Genomic DNA, 16382 nt, shown 5'->3' with positions numbered 1-16382 from the left:
CAGTGTGCCGCGCCGGGCGGGGCACCGGTACGGGGTGGCCCGAAAACGCCCCCCGGGGAAGCGCCCGGCCGTTCAGGCCCCGGTGCTGACCAGCTCGTCCGCCGGACTGTTCACCGGCTGCGGCGCCCCCGTGAGGTCCATGACGAAGAGCGGAAGGCCGACACCGTCCGCCCGGGCCCGCGCCTCGGCCCCGTACCCCGCGAGCGAGAAGAACACCCCGGCCGCCGACGAGCCCAGGGCGTTCAGCCAGAGGCACTCCACCGCGCGCAGTTCCACCGGCCGGGTCGTGGCGTCGACCTGGGCGACGAGTCCGGTGGCCCGCAGATCGATCCCGCCGGCGGTGCGCACCCGGGGCCGGGCCACCTCGCGGTAGCCGAGCCAGGTGAGGTAGAGGGCGGCCGCGCTCACCGCGTCGTGGCCGGTACGGATCGTCCGCGGCCGGAACGAGGGGCGGGGGTGGGCGGCGGTGCGCGGCAGCGGGATGTGCGCCGGGGCGGCGGGCCGGGGCGGGGGCGCGGGCTCGTCCACCGGGCGCACCGGTATCCGCAGCAGTGCTCCGCACGGGCAGCACAGCTCCGGCTGGGGCCACTGGTCCCGCCGGTCGCAGGCCGTGCAGCGGACGGTGACCCAGTCCTCGTCCCAGGTGCGCCGCGTGACCTGGAGCGCCGGGGCGCCGGGCAGCAGCGGCGGGGCGGTGGGGGCTCCGCACGGGCACGGGTAGGCCGGTGCGACATAGGCGTGGTCCCGGCTGCAGACCGGGCACCTTACCGGCACGGACGTCACGATCGTCTCCCTCCGGCACGGCCCCGCAGGACGGCTGCGCTCCGTGCCTCCCTCGTCACCTCATCGTCCACCAGGAGCGAGGTCCTGGGGAGGGAATGCGCGCCTTTCCCGCCACTGGGCGCCGACTCCCGCTCTTGACGGCGGCCTCGTCCGCTCTTGACGGCGACCCCGCCACGTTTTAGATTGCTTCCGTATAGCAGAACTGAATTTCCGCCATGCGGAATTGGTGCTCTCAGGTGGCGCGACAGAGCCCGACTCCACCAATCCCGAGCAGGAGCTCTCCATGCCTCGTATGACCGCTGCCCGTGCGGCAGTCGAGATCCTCAAGCGCGAAGGCGTCAGCAACGCGTTCGGTGTGCCGGGTGCGGCGATCAACCCCTTCTACGCCGCCCTCAAAGCCTCCGGCGGGGTGCAGCACACGCTGGCACGGCACGTCGAGGGCGCCTCCCACATGGCGGAGGGCTACACCCGGGCCAAGGCCGGCAACATCGGCGTCTGCATCGGTACGTCGGGCCCGGCGGGCACCGACATGATCACCGGTCTGTACTCCGCCATCGCCGACTCCATCCCGATCCTCTGCATCACCGGTCAGGCCCCGACCGCCGTCCTGCACAAGGAGGACTTCCAGGCCGTCGACATCGCCTCGATCGCCAAGCCGGTCACCAAGGCGGCGACCACCGTCCTGGAGGCCGCCCAGGTGCCCGGCGTCTTCCAGCAGGCTTTCCACCTGATGCGCACCGGCCGTCCGGGCCCGGTCCTCATCGACCTGCCGATCGACGTCCAGCTCACCGAGATCGAGTTCGACCCCGAGCTGTACGAGCCCCTCCCGGTGCACAAGCCCGCCGCCTCCCGCAAGCAGATCGAGCGGGCCGTGCAGATGCTGAACGCCTCGGAGCGCCCGCTGCTCGTCGCGGGCGGAGGCATCATCAACGCCGACGCCTCCGAACTGCTCGTGGAGTTCGCCGAGCTGACCGGCGTCCCCGTCATCCCGACCCTGATGGGCTGGGGCATCCTCCCCGACGACCACGAGTTGAACGCCGGCATGGTCGGCCTGCAGACCGCGCACCGCTACGGCAACGCGAACTTCCTGGAGTCCGACTTCGTCCTCGGCATAGGCAACCGCTGGGCCAACCGTCACACCGGCAAGCTGGACGTCTACACCCGGGGCCGCACCTTCGTCCACGTCGACATCGAGCCCACCCAGCTCGGCAGGATCTTCGCCCCCGACCTCGGTATCGCCTCCGACGCCAAGGCCGCGCTGGAACTCCTCGTCGAGGTGGCGCGCGAGCTGAAGGCCGCGGGCAAGCTCACGGACCGCTCGGTCTGGGCCGCCTCCACCCAGGAGCGCAAGGCCACCCTCCAGCGCAGGACCCACTTCGACGACGTGCCGCTGAAGCCGCAGCGCGTCTACGAGGAGATGAACCGGGCGTTCGGTCCCGAGACCCGCTACGTCACCACCATCGGGCTCTCGCAGATCGCCGGCGCGCAGATGCTGCACGTCTACAAGCCGCGCCACTGGATCAACTGCGGCCAGGCGGGCCCCCTCGGCTGGACGATCCCGGCCGCGCTCGGCGTCGCCACCGCCGACCCGGAGGGCACGGTCGTCGCCCTCTCCGGCGACTACGACTTCCAGTTCATGCTGGAGGAGCTGGCCGTCGGCGCGCAGCACCGCATCCCCTACGTGCACGTCCTGGTGAACAACTCCTACCTGGGGCTCATCCGCCAGGCGCAGCGCAACTTCGACATCGACTTCCAGGTCAACCTGGAGTTCGAGAACCTCAACTCCCCGGAGCTGGGCGTCTACGGCGTCGACCACGTCAAGGTCGTCGAGGGTCTCGGCTGCAAGGCCATCCGGGTCACCGAGCCGGACCAGCTGCTGCCCGCCTTCGAGGAGGCGAAGAAGCTCGCCGCCGAGTTCCGGGTCCCGGTCGTCGTCGAGGCGATCCTGGAGCGGGTCACCAACATCGCGATGAGCGGCACCGACATCGCCTCGGTCAACGAGTTCGAGGACATCGCCACGGACCCGTCCCACGCCCCCACCGCGATCCGCCCGCTGACGGTGTCCTGAGCCCGTCTCAACTCCCCTGCGTCAGGCCCCCGACCCGGATTCTACTCCGGGACGGGGGCCTTCCCCTCGTACGGAGGTACGCTCGCCCCGGAGGCCCGCCCGGTCCGGGACGCGGGCCCACCGGTGGCCGAAGGGCGGGGAACGGACCATGGCCGACTACCACCAGGGCGAACTCACCGTCCAGCACCGGGCCGGACTGCGCGCCCCGGCGGCCGGCTCGCTCCGGGCCATCCGCGACGCGGTGCCCGACGCGGCGGCGGTGTTCCTGGCCCGCCAGCCGATGATCGTCATCGGCGCGGCCGACGCCTCCGGACGCCTCTGGTCCACCCTGCTCACCGGCGAGCCCGGCCTCCTCGGGCTGCCGGACCCGCGAACCCTGACGATCGGCGCCCTTCCCGCGGCCGACGACCCGCTCGGCGCGGCGCTCCGGGAGCCCGGCACCCGGGTCGGCATGATCGCCATCGAACCGGCCACCCGGCGCCGTATCCGCCTCAACGGAACCTCGGTCCCCGAGGCCGACGGCGTACGGGTCGCTCTCGACCAGGTCATCGGCAACTGCCCCAAGTACCTCCAGAAGCGGGAGTACGCCGTGCTCCCGCCGGACCGGGGCGGCCGCCGCACGGCGGTCGGCCGGGGAGAGGCGCTGACCACCGTCCAGCAGCTCACCCTCGCCACCTCCGACAGCTTCTTCGTCGCCACCGCCTCCCCGGGCGGCGACGCGGACGCCTCGCACCGGGGCGGCAACCCCGGCTTCCTCCAGGTGCTCTCGCCCACCCGGCTGCGCTGGCCCGACTACGCGGGCAACGCCATGTTCCTCACCCTCGGCAACCTCGAACTCCACCCGCGGGCGGGGATGTTGGTACCCGACTGGGAGACCGGCGACCTCCTCCAGCTCTCCGGCACCGCCCACACCGTCTGGGACTCAGCGGAGGCGGCCGCCGTACCGGGCGCGCAGCGCGTCGTGGAGTTCCGCGTCGAGGCCGTCCAGGAGACCCGGGACGCGGTACGTCTGCGCTGGAGCGATCCGGAATTCTCCCGGTTCAACCCGCCGGTGGCCCCGGGGTAGTCAGCAGCACGGGGAGGCCCGGACGGCATGGGCCGGAGCCCCCGCGGCCTCGGCCTTCCATCCCGCGACCCCGGTCCGCCGCTCCACCCGGCCTGTCTTCTGCTCCAGCAGCCCGGCGACGACGGCCTCCAGGCCCTTGCGGTGGTCATCCCGGGCGGTCAGCCCCGCCCACCGCCTGCCGACCGCGTTCAACCGGGGGAAGTCCACCGAGTCCAGGAATTCCAGGGCGTGCTCGCGGTACTCCGGGCGCTCGGCCCGGCCCCGCACGCGCTCCCGGCTGACCCGGATGGCGAGTTCGCCCGTGGTGTAGTGCCAGATCACGCGGTACGCGTACACGGCGTCCTCCAGCGCCATCCCGCACTCGACCGCCGCGTCGACGATGCTCTCCACGACCCACAGGGCGGACTCGCTGACGAAGTCGTCGAAGGAGAGCACCTCCACGATCCACGGACAGTCCGCGAGGAGATCGTGCAGCACCTGGGCGGCGGCGAGGAGCCGGGTCCGCGGTTCGCTCGGCAGCACCGGGCGCGGGTAGCGCCGGGCGTGCGCGTCCAGCAGCAGCAGGAGGAGCTCGTCCTTGTCCTTGACATGGTGGTAGAGGGCCATGGCCGTACTGGACATCTCCCGGGCCAGCCGGCGCATGGAGAGGCGCTCCGGACCCTCTGTGTCGAGGATGCGCTGTGCGGCGACGAGGATCGCCTCCTGCGAGAGGCGGGGCGGGCGGCCGGTTCGGCCGGAGCGTTGTCCGCGGGACTCCATACATCCATCTTTCTTCGCGAGGCAACTTGCGAACCGGCCGGATCGGGCCGAATGTTCCGGCCACCGGGGCGAATCCGCGTCCTGGGCAGGGAAGGCGGCGGCATATGCCGCTGAGGTGAATACCTGTAAGGGAAAGCTTGGCAGAAGGGTGCTGCACATAAACTGGACGACCGGGGAATGCGTGGCCGCCGCAGTGAAGTGCGCGGACGCGTCGGGATCACCTCGCGAACCGCCACGGACACGTCGCAGACCCGCCATGGGTTCGCCGCTCAAACCTGAGTTGGCCGGTAACAGCAGTATGAAAAGGCGTCAGTGACAACCCACTATCACCCCGCTACTGTTATCTTACGCGTACGTCTCAGGGATACAGGAATGGCCGGAAGAGAGGCGCCTGAAGTGGTCATCGACGGCGAGGCCGTGTTGATCTTAAAGGCAGGTGCGGGCTGCGAAAGGAATCATGCCGCCCGCAATCCTGTCGGGTGTCTGAATTCCACCCCATGTCATTCACCCCGCCGGGGAACCGCCGGGGCAACGTCCACGCGGAGCGCGATGTCGCGGACGTGTCCGGGCCACTGGCCCTGAGCCTCACGCGCCCGCATCCCGGGCACGACCCGCCCGGAGCGGCCCCGCTTCACCACCCGGCCCGCCTCCTTCCCGGAGGGCGTACGGGCCGGACCGACCGGTCCCGGAGCCACCTCGTGGATCCGGTGCGCCGTCGCGGCGCCTTCCGGGGCGCCCCCACCGGGACCTGGCGCGAGCCGCCCCCGGACACCACCAGCCGGCCGCCGTACCGACGAGGTGCGGTGCGCACGCGACACGATCACAGGAGGCGACCGAGTGTTGGCCACGTCGGGGGAACCGTTGCGCATACAGCTCTTAGGGCCGATACGTGTATGGCGGCAGGGCCAGGAGGTGCCTCTCGGGCCGCCCAAGCAGCGCGCGGTGCTCGCTCTGCTCGCCAGCAGGGCCGGCGAGGTGGTCGGTGTCGACAACATCGTCGACGCGCTCTGGGAAGGTGACATCCCGCAGACCGCGACGAACGGGGTCCACACCTATGTGGCCGGCCTGCGTCGCGCGCTGGAACCGGGGCGCAGCAGACGCGAGGCGGGGGCGATCCTCACCTCGGTCTCCGGCGGCTACTGCCTGCGGATGGACCCGGAACAGGTGGACGCCACGCTCTTCACCCGCCGCCACGCCCGGGCCCGCAGATCACGGATCGGGGCGAGCCCGGAGGAAGCCGTCCGGTGGTACGAGGAGGCCCTCGCGCTCTGGCACGGTGACGCGTACTCCGGGGTCCCGGGACCGTTCGCCGCCGTTGAGCGGACCCGGCTGCGGGACCTTAGGCTGACCGCCGTCGAGGAGTGGGCCGCCGACATGCTGGAGGCGGGCCGCCACGCGGAGGCGGTCGCAGAACTCTCCGCCGCCGTGAGCGAGGAGCCGCTGCGCGAGAAGTTGAGCTGGCTGCTCATGCTCACCCTCTACCGCAGCGGACGACAGGCGCACGCGCTGGCCGTCTACGCCGGGACCAGGAATCTGCTCAACCGGGAGCTGGGCATCGAGCCGGGCGCCGAACTGCGCAGCCTGCACCAGCAGATACTGGCCGGTCACCCCAGGCTGCGCCGGGAGGGGGAGGCCACGGACCCACACCACGGCCGAAGACGCGTGGACGCCACCCCCGACCTCTCCCGTCCGGTGCAACTGCCGCCGCTGGCACGCGGATTCATTGGGCGCACGGCAGAACTCGGGCACCTGGAGGAGCTGTTGGACGACGAGCGTGGCAGGTACGGTGTCAGCACCCCCATCGCCGTCGTCGACGGCCCACCGGGCGTCGGCAAGACGGCGTTCGTCCTGGAGCTGGCCCACCGGCTGCTGGACCGTTTCCCGGACGGCCAGCTCTATGTGGACCTCTGCGGCACGGGCCGGCAGGGCCGGCCGCTGACCGCCTCGGACGCGCTGGAACAACTCCTGACCAGCCTCGGCGTCGAGCGCTCCCGGATGCCCGCCGACGCGGCCGGCCGCTCCACGCTCTACCGCAGCCTGCTGCACGGCCGCCGGATGCTCGTGGTGCTCGACGAGGCCCTCGGCGCCGACCAGTTGAGGCCGCTCATACCGCGCGGCTCGTCCTGTGTCCTGGCCACCAGCCGACAGCGGTTCAGTGGACTGGCCGCCCGCGACGGCGCGCATGTGCTGACGATGGGCCCGCTGGCCGACCATGACGCGGCGACCCTGCTCACCAGTCTCTGCGGGGGCCGGCTCCGCGGGCAGGAAGCGGCCGTGGTGCGGCTGGTGCGGCTGTGCGGCGGACTGCCGCTGGCCTTGCGGATCGCGGCGGAGGAGTTGGCGGCCAACCCCACCGTCCCGCTCGCCGCCGTCATCGAGCGGTTCGCCGCCGCCTGCGCGGAGCGCGAGTCGCCGGGGAACCGTGAGGCGGCCCTGATCCGGCTGGTCGAGTGGGAGACCGGGTCCGGGCGGGAGGCGCAGCCGCCCGTGCAGGTGGAGATGGGCGACGTCCGCACCGTCGTCCTGCGGTAGCCGGCCGCCGGCGGGGCGGACGCGGTCCACCGCATCCGCCCCGCCGGCGAAGAGTCAGGCCGGGAGCTCCTCCGGCCCGGTCGGCATCGTGCGCAGCTTTCCGACGGGCGAGAGGATGATCGGCACGAGCATCGCGGCCGACAGCACCCCCGCGACCCACAGCGCCGCGTGCAGCCCCAGCACCCCGGCCAGCAGCCCGCCGACCGGTCCGCCGAGCGCCCCGCCGCCGTACAGCAGCATCCGCATCGCGGCCGTCATCCGGCCCATCAGCGGCTGCGGGGTGATGCTCTGCCGCAGGCTCACGATGATCACGTTGGAGATGCTGGAGCCGAAGTACTCCAGGAAGAACGACGCGACGAACAGGCCCACCAGCAGCCACGACGGCCCGCCCGCCGCCGGGATCAGCAGCGGGCCCAGGAAGATGATGGAGACCGACACCCGGTAGGCCGTCCCCACCGAGAGGCGGCGGACCACCATCCCGGCGATCAGCGCACCGAGCAGGCCGCCCACCGCCGCCGCGCCCATCACGAAGCCGACCGTCGCCGCGGACAGCTCCTTGTCCCGTACCGCGTACAGCAGGAACAGCGACTGCACCATGGTCAGGAAGAAGTTGCAGGAGCAGCCGATGAGCGCGATCGCGCGCAGCCACCGGTTGCCGAACACCCAGCGCAGCCCCTCCGCCAGCTCGGTGCGCAGCCGCCGCTTCGAGGCCCGCGCCGGAGGATCCGGCTCCGGCGCCCGGACCAGCAGCAGCGAGATCACCGACAGGGTGTACGAGAAGGCGTTGGCAGCCATCGCAGCGGGCGCCGAGAAGGCGGTGACCAGTGTCCCCGCGATCCCGGGCCCCGCCACATCGGCCGACGACAGGGTGGCGTTGAGCTTGGTGTTGGCCTCCAGCAGGCTGCGCCTGTCCTTCACCAGCACCGGTACGTAACTCATCCAGCTGACGTCGAAGAGCACCGCCGCCGTGCCGACCCCGAACGCCAGCACGTACAGCAGCGGCAGGGTCAGCAGCCCGAAGTGGTACAGCAGCGGCACCAGGCCGATGAGGACCATCCGGACGATGTTGGCGCCCAGCATCACCGGGCGTTTGCGCACCCGGTCCACCCAGACGCCGAAGACCAGGGCGAGCGCCAGGAACGGCACCAGCTGGGCGAAGCGGAGCATGCCGAGTTGCTCGGGCCCGACCTGGAAGACCAGGACCGCGGTGAGCGGCAGGGCGAGGTTGGCTATCTGGGTGCCGTACAGGGAGAGCCCTTCGCCCACCCAGAAGACCAGGAAATCCCGGTTGTGCCACAGGCTCCGGGGCGGCGGTGGCTCGGCCTCCTTCGTCCCGGAGCCGGTGGCGGTGCCCGCGTCGCCGCGGCCGTTGTCCTCGCTCACACCGAAGCTCCCCTGCGCAGTGCCTGGTTGACGATGTCCGTGATGGCCACGAGCCCCGGTTCCCGCCAGATGGAGTGATGGTCGCCCGGCACGGTGTGCTGGTCGAGCCAGCTCGCGTACGGCTCCCAGAGCAGCAGGTGCGGCTCGGACCCCTCCGCCCTGACCAGGGTGGTCGGGCCGTCGTGGACCCCGTCGATGACGTGGTCCACCATCGCGCGGGCATGGGCCCGGAACAGGGTGAACCGCTCCAGCAGGAACTCCGCGTCGAACTCCTCCGGTACGGTCCCGGAGTCCGCGATGGCCTCCAGCCGCTCCTGCGGCCCCGCCTCCGGGCCGAGCTTCGCCAGCGCCCGGTCCAGCTCCGGCGCCCCGCCGCTCACCAGACCCAGGAAGTCGTGGAGGAAGTACCGGACCAGCGCGGGCCCTGGTGGGAAGGGCTGGGTGCCGGGCAGCGCCGCGTCGATCACGACCAGCAGCGGCACCTCCTCACCCTCGGCGGCCAGCAGCCGGGCCATCTCGAAGGCCACGACCCCGCCCAGGGACCAGCCGAGCAGCTGGTAGGGCCCGTGCGGACGAGCCGCCCTGAGCGTGGCCGTATGCGCCTCGGCCAACTCCCCGATCGACTGCGCCGGTTCGCCGACCCCGTCGAAGCCGGGGGCCTCGAAGCCGAACACGGGGGTGCCGGGGTCGAGCCGCGCGGCCAGGTCGGTGTAGCAGTACGGCGAGCCGGAGACCGGGTGGACGCAGTACACGGGAGGCAGGTGGCCGCCCGCGCGGAGCGGGACGAGGCTGTCGTCGGGTGGGGCGGTCACCTTGTCCGGCCTCCGTCTTCCTGTGCTGTCGCGGGTGGCGCGGAACCGAGGAGCTCGTCGATGGCGGCGGCGACACCGCTGACGGTGCCACCGCCGTGGAGCAGACGTACGTTCACCTTGATCCCGAAGTGTTTGCTGAGCCGGCTGACCGCCCGCATGGCCTGGAGTGAATCGCCACCGGCGGCGAGGAAGGAGCTGTTCGCCCCGATCTTCGGGGCCGACAGCACGGTGGAGAAGATGTCGGCCACCGCCTTCTCCGTCGGGGTGGCCGGCGCCACGTACGACGCCTCCCCGTCCTCCGGCGGCGGCGGCGCGGGCAGCGCCCTGCGGTCGGTCTTGCCGTTGGCGGAGAGCGGCAGCCGGTCCAGGACGAGGACGACGCCCGGCACCATGAACGGCGGTAGAGCGCCCTGCAGATGGGCGCTGATCACCCGGGGCCGGACCGTGCGGCCGGGGTGCGGCACGACGTATCCGACCAGCCGCAGATCACCGGCGGCGTCCCTGCGGGTGGCGACGACCGCCTCCCTGACCGCCTCGTGGGACCTCAACACCGCCTCGATCTCTCCGAGTTCGATGCGGTGGCCGTTCACCTTGACCTGGAAGTCGGACCGGCCGAGCAGCTCGATCAGCCCGTCGGGGCCGTACCGGGCCACATCGCCGGTCCGGTAGAGCCGTTCGTTCCCGACCTCGCCGTAGGACCAGTCGAAGAACCGCTCCCCGGTCAGCTCGGGCCGGTCGAGATATCCGGTGGCCAGACCGATGCCCGCCAGATGAAGTTCGCCCGCCACGCCGGGTGGCACCGGCTGGAGGCCGTCGTCCAGGATGTACGTGCGCTGGTTGGCCATCGGCCGCCCGTAGGGGATGCTCGTCCACCCCGTGTCGACCTCTCCCACCTCGTACAGCGTGGAGTGGATCGACGACTCGGTGGCCCCGCCGAGCGCCACGAACCGGAGCCCTGGAGCGGCCTTTCGCGTCCGGTCCGGCAGGGAGAGCGGTACCCAGTCCCCGCCCAGCAGGGCCAGGCGCAGGGCCTCCAGCGGTGGGGCGCCGCTCTGCTCCAGCTGCTCCACGACCAGTTCGAGGAGCGCGGGTGCCGAGTTCCAGACCGTGATCCGGTGCGTGGCCAGCAGATCGGCCCAGTGCTGCGGGTCCTTGGCGAGCGCGGGCTCGGGCAGGACGACCGTGCCCCCGGCGGCCGTCAGCCCCAGGAACTCGTAGACGGACATGTCGAAGCTGGGGGACGAGAGAGCGAGCACCCGGTCCCCGGGGCCCACGGCATAACGGGAGTTGAGGTCCGCGATGTTGTTCATCACCCCGCGGTGGCGCAGTGCGATCGGCTTGGGCGCGCCGGTCGACCCCGAGGTGTGGATGACGTACGCGAGGTCCCCCGGGACCACCCCGCTGCTGACGTTCCCGGCCGGGGCGCCGGCCCACCGCCCCGCGTCCCGGTCCAGCTCCACGACCTGCGGACCCACATCACAGAGCCGTGACGAGAGCCCGCTCCGGGAGACGATCACCGCGCACGAGGTGCCGGTGGCCATCGCCACGATCCGCTGCTCCGGATAGTCCGGGTCCAACGGCACGTAGGCGGAGCCAGACTTGAGGACGCCCAGGACTGCCACGAGCAGGTCGGGCGACCGGTCCAGGCAGATACCCACCCGTCCCCCGACACCCGCGCCGAGCCCGCGCAGATGACGCGCCAGCCGGTTGGCCGCCGCGTTGACCTCGCCGTACGTCCACTGCTCCGCGCCACGGATCAGCGCGAGCGCCCCGGGGTCGGCGGCCGCCCGCTCCTCGAACGCCTGGTGCAGGCAGCGCTCGTGGGGGAGTTCGGCGGCGGTGTCGTTCCACTCCACCAGTGTGCGGCGCAGCTCGCCGTCGGAGAGGAGCCGCAGCCGGGAGACCACGACGTCCGGGCGGGCGAGGGCGTCCTCCATCAGCGTACGGAAGTGGGTGAGCAGACGGAGGACGGTCTCCTGGTCGAACAGCGTCGCGTCGTAACGGAGTTGGACGGTGCGGTGGACGTAGGACCCGCCGCTGCGCTCCAGTAGCACCAGCTCGTAGTCGGCCGGTTCCTCGCCATCGGCCACCGGTTCGCGGTTCTCCAGGAGGGTGCGGGCGAGACCGGCCGGTGTCGTCCCCTCGTCGATGGCGCAGCTCAGCCGGAGGGAACCGGCACCGGGCGTACGGACGCGGAAGGCGAACTCCTGCTGGCCCGTGTACCGGTGGAGCAGCGCGGCGAACCCGGCGAGCAGCAGCTCCTCCGGTGCCGTCCCGGCCGCACCGTCGAGCACGACCCGCTGCCGGGCGGTGCAGCCCGCGGGTTCGCTCCGGCGCGGCCGGTCGGTCGGCAGCAGGGCGGGGGGCGCCGAGCCGTCCTGGTGATGGAGCGTCACGCCATGCCTCCCACCCGCACACCGGAGGCCGCCGCAGCGGGCACCCCTGCGGCCTGCACCCCGGACACCGCCCCCAGGGGCAGCGGATGGCGGGCACACAGCTCCGCCACCCCCGCCCGGACCGCGTCCCGCTCCCCGGCGTCGAGGACGTACTCCCGCTCGCCCCGGACCGTCGTCGCCTCCAGCACCCGGTGCAGCAGAGCGGCACAGCTGCGCATCGCGGCCGGGCCCATGCCGCGCTGGGCCAGGATGTTGGTGCCCAGCCGCAGCCCGCTGGTGACGAGCGGCGGCCGGGTGTCGTCCGGGACCCGGTTCCGGTTGGCGAGGATGCCGCACTCCTCCAGGGCCCGTTCCGCGACCACCCCGGTCATGGGGCGGCCCGTGAGGTCGATCAGCACCATGTGGTTGTCGGTGCCGCCGGTCAGCACCCGGTGGCCGAGCGCCGACAGGGCGTCCGCCAGGGCCGCCGCGTTGTCGACGACGAGGCGCATCGTCTCCTTGAAGGCGGGCTCCGCGACCAGCGCGAGGGCCCGGGCCTTCGCCGCGATGGCCGCCGGGTTCGGCGTGCCCTGGGACAGCGGGAAGACGGCCCGCTGCATCAGCCGCGACAGCGGGGTGCGGCCGTCGGGGCCGGGCGTCGCGTGCTCACGCCCGATCAGGATCAGCCCGCCGCGCGGCCCGCCGAGCTGCTTGTAGGTACTGGTCGTCGTGGCGTGTGCCAGATCGACCGGCGTCGGATGCTCCCCGGCCGCCACCAGACCCGCGATGTGCGAGATGTCCGCGACCAGGTACGTCCCCACCGAGTCCGCAATGGCGCGGAAGCGCGGGAAATCCAGCGTGCGGGGGTGGGCACTGGCCCCCGCGATGAGCACGCTCGGCCGGTGCAGCTCGGCCAGCGCCGCCACCTGCGCGTAGTCGATCCGACCCTCGCCGTCCAGGCCGTAGTGCACGGCGTTGTAGTGCATCCCGGTCACCGAGGCCGGGGAGCCGTGGGTGAGGTGCCCCCCGGAGTCCAGGTCGAGGGCGAGGATGGTGCCGCCCGGGCGGACCAGCGCGGCCAGCACCGCCTGGTTGGCCGAGGAGCAGGAGTGCGGCTGGACATTGGCGTACACCGCGCCGAACGCCTGCCTGGCCCGCTCCACCGCGAGCCGCTCCACCCGGTCGAACTGCGAGGCCCCCGGGTGGTAGCGGGCCCCGGGATACCCCTCGGCCGTGACATTGGAGAGCGCCGATCCGGCGGCCGCCAGCACGGAGGGATCGGCGATGCTGGTGGACGCCACCATGGCGAGCGTCGCGTGCTGCTGCGCCACCTCGGCGTCCAGCAGTCCCGCCAGCTCGGGGTCGGCCGCACTCAGCGCGGCGGCCCCCTGCTGCGCCAAATCCGCCTGTGACAGGACGGGTTCAGGCACGGCTGGCCGCCTTTCCGGCCTTCGCCACCAGCTCGTCGATCGCCGTCGCGAGCGCGCCGACCGTGGCACCGCCGTACAGCAGCCGGACGTTGACCTTCACCTTGAAGTGCTTGTTGAGCCGGCTGACCGCCCGCATCGCCTGGAGCGAGTTGCCGCCCAGCTCGAAGAAGCTGGCACCGGTCCCGACGCGCTCCTGGGCGAGCACGGTCCCGAAGACCTCGACGACCTTCTCCTCGGTCGGGGTGGCCGGGGCGATGTAGGAGTCCGCCGCACCGCCCGCGCTGACCGGGGCCGGCAGCGCCGCCCGGTTGATCTTGCGGGCCGGGGTCAGCGGGAACTCCTCCAGCTCCACCCACGCGGTCGGCACCATGTACTCGGGCATCGTCCGCCCCAGGTGGTCCCGCAGCTCCGCCACCGTCGGCGAGGTGTCCCCGAGAATTGTGTAGTACCCGACGAGCTGCTTCTCCCCGTCGTCCTCGCGCAGCAGCACCAGCGCCATCCGGACCTTGGGATGGGTCAGCAGCCCCGACTCGATCTCACCCAGCTCGATCCGTAGACCACGCAGCTTCACCTGGTTGTCCAGGCGCCCGATGAAGTCGATCTGGAGGTCGGGCGTCCAGCGCACCAGGTCACCCGTGCGGTAGACGCGCCCCTCGCCGAGGAACGGGTCCGGCACGAACTTCTCGTCCGTCAGCTCCGGCAGGTTGAGGTAGCCGCGCGACAGCCCCTCGTCGCCGCCGATCAGCAGCTCACCCGGGACGCCGATCGGCACCAGGTTGAATTCCTTGTCGACCACATAGTGCAGTCGGCTGAACTCCGGGCGCCCGATCGGCGGCGAGGACTTCCACTCGCGGTGCTCACACAGGTACTCCGTGGTTGCCACCGACGCCTCGGTCGGCCCGTACAGGTTCACGAACTGGCGGCCCGGCAGGTTCCACTTGTTGACCAGCTCGGCCGGGAGCGCCTCCGCCCCGCCCATGATGTATTTGAGGTCCGGGTACGGCTCCGCCTCCACCAGCGACAGGATCGCCGGCGAAAGCCCCGCGTAGGTGACGCGCTGGTCGCGCATCAGGGCACCCAGCGACTCCGGAGACGAGGCGTCCTCCGGCGCAACCAGCACCATCGCGGACCCGCTGATCAGTCCGGCGAAGATCTCGCCCTGCGACATGTCGAAGGTGAGCGCGGGCAGTTGGAGCAGCCGGTCCGTGTGGCCCCACTCGCCGAAGGTGCGCCGGTAGGCCTCGATGAACATGCGCAGCCCGCGCTGTTCGATCATCACGCCCTTGGGCTTGCCGGTCGACCCGGAGGTGTAGAGGACATAGACGAGGGAGGTCGGCTCCGCCCACTCCTCCAGGGGCACGTCGTCGGCCTCGGCCTCCACCGTCTCCCACTCGGTGTCGATCCGCAGCACTTCCCACCCGCTGGAGGGCGGCAGGTCACCGACGTCGGCGTCCCGGGTGATGACGAGCGGCGCGGCGGTGTCCCGCAGCATGTGGTCCAGGCGCGCGTTCGGGTGCGACGGGTCGATGATCGTGTACGCGGCCCCGGAGACCATCACGCCGACGATCGCCACCAGGGCGTCCAGGTCCCGGTCCATCGCGATGGCGACGACCTGCTCCTGCTTCACACCCCGCGAGCGGATGTGGCGGGCCAGCTTGTCCGCCCGCCGGATCAGCTCCGCGTACGTCATCTCCTTGCCCCGGCACACGGCGGCGACCAGGTCGGGGTGCTCGCGCGCGATGCGGGCGATGGTGGCGTGCACCGGCTCGGTCGGGTAGTCGAAGTCGGCCCCGCGCCCGGCCTCCAGCAGCTCGCGCCGCTCCTCCTCGGAGAGCAGCGGCAGCTTGGAGACCGGTGTGTCCGGGTCGGCGGCGGCCGCGCCCAGCACCGTCCGGAAGTGCTCGACCATCGCCTCGACCCGGCGGCGGTCGTACAGGTCGGTGGCGTACTCCACGATCAGCCGCAACCGGTCCGCGCCCTCGATGAAGCTGAAGGACAGATCGAAGCGTGAGCGCCCGCCGGAGACCAGGATCGACTCGGTCTCCAGGCCGTCCAGCTGGAGCGCGTCCCCGGTGGTCGTCTCGCCGAGCAACTGCACGGCGATCTGGAACAGCGGGTTGCGGCCCGCGTCCCGCACCGGCTGCACCCGGTCGACGACATGGTCGAAGGGCACGTCCTGGTTGTCGTACACATCGAGGTTGTTGTCGGCGATCCGCTCGATCAGCTCAGCGAAGGTGATCCCGCCGGAGAGGTCCGAGCGCAGCACCGTCATATTGATGAACAGGCCGACGACGTCTTCGAGTTCGGGATCGGTACGGCCGAGCATCGGCACCCCGATCGCGATGTCGTCCTGCCCGCTGTACCGGGCCAGCACCACCTTCAGCGCCGCCGCCACCACCATGTACAGCGAGGCGCCCTGCTCCTGCGCGAGGGAGCGCGCGTGGCCGAGCAGGTCGGCCGGGAAGCTGACGGTGAAGGTCTCGCCGTTACGGGTGGGCTCCGCCGGGCGGACCCGGTCGGCGGGCAGCTCCAGCGCCTCCAGACCGGCCAGTCGCTCCTGCCAGAAGTCCAGCTCGCTCTCCCACTGCCCCGAGGCGCGCTGCTCCCGCTGGCGCTCCACATGGTCGGCGTAGGTCGCGGCCGGGGCCGGCAGATCGGCAGTGAGGCCCGCCCGCAGCTGGCGGTACGCCTCGGTGATGTCCCGGCTGATCACCCCGCCGGACCAGCCGTCGGTGACGATGTGGTGGTAGTTGAGGGAGAGTACGTGCTCCTCGTCCGCCAGCCTGAACAGCTGGAACCGGCGCACCGGCCCCGCCGCCAGGTCGAACGGGGTGTCGGCCTCGGCCTTCAGCGCCCTGTCGAGCGCCTGTTCCCGCTCCTCCTCCGTGAGCCCCGACAGATCCGTGACCGGCAGCGGGGTGTCCTCGGCCGGGGCGACGACCTGGTGCGGCACGCCGTCCACCGCGTGCAGGGTCACCCGCAGCTGGTCGTGACGGGCCACGAGGAGGTTGAGCGCCCCCTCCAGCGCGGGCAGGTCCAGCGGGCCGCGCAGCCGGTAGGCGGTGGGGACGTTGTAGGTGGTCTCCCCGGGGTTCATCTGGTCCAGGAACCACAACTGCTCCTGCCCGAAGGACAGATGCATACGGGACTCGTCAGCGTCCGACGCGCTCATGG

Annotated in this window: 10 protein-coding genes; 3 read left to right on the top strand and 7 right to left on the bottom strand. The window is 71.9% G+C overall.

The features are described 5' to 3' along the window. Positions 1-72: 72 nt before the first annotated feature. Positions 73-783 (bottom strand): hypothetical protein, encoded by a 711-nt coding sequence (locus tag AMK21_RS25980; RefSeq protein ID WP_073881618.1) that lies wholly within the window; start codon positions 781-783, stop codon positions 73-75. A gap of 283 nt (positions 784-1066) precedes the next feature. On the opposite strand from AMK21_RS25980, the gene gcl reads away from it, so the two are divergent. Both gcl and AMK21_RS25970 read left to right on the top strand, forming a co-directional pair. Further along, a complete protein-coding gene (gcl, locus tag AMK21_RS25975; protein WP_199863288.1) occupies positions 1067-2851 on the top strand; it encodes a glyoxylate carboligase in 1785 nt (594 codons plus the stop codon). A gap of 148 nt (positions 2852-2999) precedes the next feature. Beyond that, complete coding sequence (locus AMK21_RS25970) at positions 3000-3917, top strand: pyridoxamine 5'-phosphate oxidase family protein (protein WP_073881616.1); 918 nt, start codon at positions 3000-3002, stop codon at positions 3915-3917. Here AMK21_RS25970 and AMK21_RS25965 read toward each other — a convergent pair whose 3' ends face one another. Next, the gene (locus AMK21_RS25965) at positions 3918-4676 is read right to left on the bottom strand and encodes a TetR/AcrR family transcriptional regulator (protein ID WP_073881615.1); all 759 of its coding nucleotides are present in this window, start codon (positions 4674-4676) and stop codon (positions 3918-3920) included. It abuts the gene before it with no gap. Between the two features lie 912 nt (positions 4677-5588). Here AMK21_RS25965 and AMK21_RS25960 point away from each other — a divergent pair. Then, positions 5589-7208, top strand: a complete 1620-nt coding sequence (locus tag AMK21_RS25960; protein WP_234422051.1) for an AfsR/SARP family transcriptional regulator — start codon at positions 5589-5591, stop codon at positions 7206-7208. A gap of 54 nt (positions 7209-7262) precedes the next feature. Here the strand turns inward: AMK21_RS25960 and AMK21_RS25955 are convergent, their stop codons facing one another. Genes AMK21_RS25955 through AMK21_RS25935 form a run of 5 tightly spaced genes read right to left on the bottom strand, consistent with a single transcriptional unit; the run spans position 7263 to position 16380 of the window. Next, positions 7263-8591: an MFS transporter gene (locus tag AMK21_RS25955; RefSeq protein ID WP_073881614.1), complete on the bottom strand. Its 1329-nt coding sequence runs from the start codon at positions 8589-8591 to the stop codon at positions 7263-7265. Beyond that, entirely contained in the window at positions 8588-9403 is an 816-nt protein-coding gene (locus tag AMK21_RS25950; protein ID WP_073881613.1) for an alpha/beta fold hydrolase, read from the bottom strand. The genes AMK21_RS25955 and AMK21_RS25950 overlap by 4 nt, the downstream gene beginning before the upstream one ends. After that, on the bottom strand, positions 9400-11799 hold the full coding sequence (locus tag AMK21_RS25945) for a non-ribosomal peptide synthetase (RefSeq protein WP_073881612.1): 2400 nt from the start codon (positions 11797-11799) through the stop codon (positions 9400-9402). The genes AMK21_RS25950 and AMK21_RS25945 overlap by 4 nt, the downstream gene beginning before the upstream one ends. Continuing rightward, positions 11796-13208: a serine hydroxymethyltransferase gene (glyA, locus tag AMK21_RS25940; RefSeq protein ID WP_073881611.1), complete on the bottom strand. Its 1413-nt coding sequence runs from the start codon at positions 13206-13208 to the stop codon at positions 11796-11798. The genes AMK21_RS25945 and glyA overlap by 4 nt, the downstream gene beginning before the upstream one ends. Beyond that, entirely contained in the window at positions 13201-16380 is a 3180-nt protein-coding gene (locus AMK21_RS25935) for a non-ribosomal peptide synthetase (protein ID WP_073881610.1), read from the bottom strand. The genes glyA and AMK21_RS25935 overlap by 8 nt, the downstream gene beginning before the upstream one ends. Between the last annotated feature and the right edge of the window lie 2 nt (positions 16381-16382).

It is taken from the genome of Streptomyces sp. CB00316, assembly GCF_001905595.1.
Taxonomy (GTDB): Bacteria; Actinomycetota; Actinomycetes; order Streptomycetales; family Streptomycetaceae; genus Streptomyces.
This window is presented reverse-complemented; position numbering and strand designations above follow the sequence as displayed.

Coding starts and splice junctions, on each gene's coding strand:
- gcl (WP_199863288.1), top strand. CDS start 1,067: ATGCCTCGTATGACCGCTGCCCGTGCGGCAGTCGAGATCCTCAAGCGC.
- AMK21_RS25970 (WP_073881616.1), top strand. CDS start 3,000: ATGGCCGACTACCACCAGGGCGAACTCACCGTCCAGCACCGGGCCGGA.
- AMK21_RS25965 (WP_073881615.1), bottom strand. CDS start 4,676: ATGGAGTCCCGCGGACAACGCTCCGGCCGAACCGGCCGCCCGCCCCGC.
- AMK21_RS25935 (WP_073881610.1), bottom strand. CDS start 16,380: ATGAGCGCGTCGGACGCTGACGAGTCCCGTATGCATCTGTCCTTCGGG.